Genomic DNA, 866 nt, shown 5'->3' on the forward strand with positions numbered 1-866 from the left:
TCGTTTTGTGACGAACGACATCGAGACCCTTCTCACTGCACTGTACGTGAAGATCGACGACGAACTGAGCGGACCGCGCTGGACAGGCAGGCCGCCGGTGCTGACCGACTCCGAGCTCGTGTGCGTCGCGGTGGCGCAGGCGCTGCTCGGGTTCACCTCCGAGGCGCACTGGCTGCGCTACAGCCGCAAGCACCTGACCGGCCTGTTCCCGTACTTGCCCCAGCAGTCCGGCTACAACAAACGGCTGCGAGCCGCGCTCGGTCTGGTCAAGCGGGTGATCCGGATGATCGCACGATCGAGCGACTTCTGGCTCGACGACTGCTGGATCGTCGACTCCACCCCGGTGCCCTGCGGCATGTCCCGGCCGACGGTCAAGCGCTCGGAGCTGGCCGGATGGGCCGGCTACGGCTACTGCGCCAGCCATTCGCGGTTCTACTGGGGACTGAAGCTGTACCTGGTGTGCGCGCCGTCCGGAATGCCGATCCTGTGGGCACTGGCCGACCCGAAGATCGGCGAGCGTGAGGTCCTGGCCGCGATGCTGGAGGTCGACGCGGGTGTGACGGCTGAACACGACGGCATCCTGCTGATCTGCGACAAGGGGTTCGCCGGCAGGGACTTCGAGACGCTGCTGGGCGCGTACGGAATCACCATGCTGCGCCCGTCCCGCAAGGACGAGAAGGCCCGCTACGGCGAACCGATGCTCAAGAAGGTCCGGCAGCTGATCGAATCGGTCAACGACACCCTCAAGGGTCAACTCGACCTCGAGACCCACGGCGGTCGTTCCTTCGCCGGAGTCGCCATCCGCGTCGCCCAGCGCATCCTGGCAATGGCCGCCGCGATCTGGCACAACCACACAACCAACGCGC

1 protein-coding gene is annotated in these 866 nt (G+C 66.2%); it reads left to right on the top strand.

Going from position 1 to position 866, the window contains the following annotated elements; all coding sequences use genetic code 11:
• Window positions 1–7: 7 nt before the first annotated feature.
• A partial coding sequence (locus ACFPZ3_RS70095; RefSeq protein ID WP_379525358.1) for an IS982 family transposase occupies window positions 8–866 on the top strand: 859 nt, incomplete at its 3' end.

The sequence above is a fragment of the Nonomuraea insulae genome (assembly GCF_042656245.1).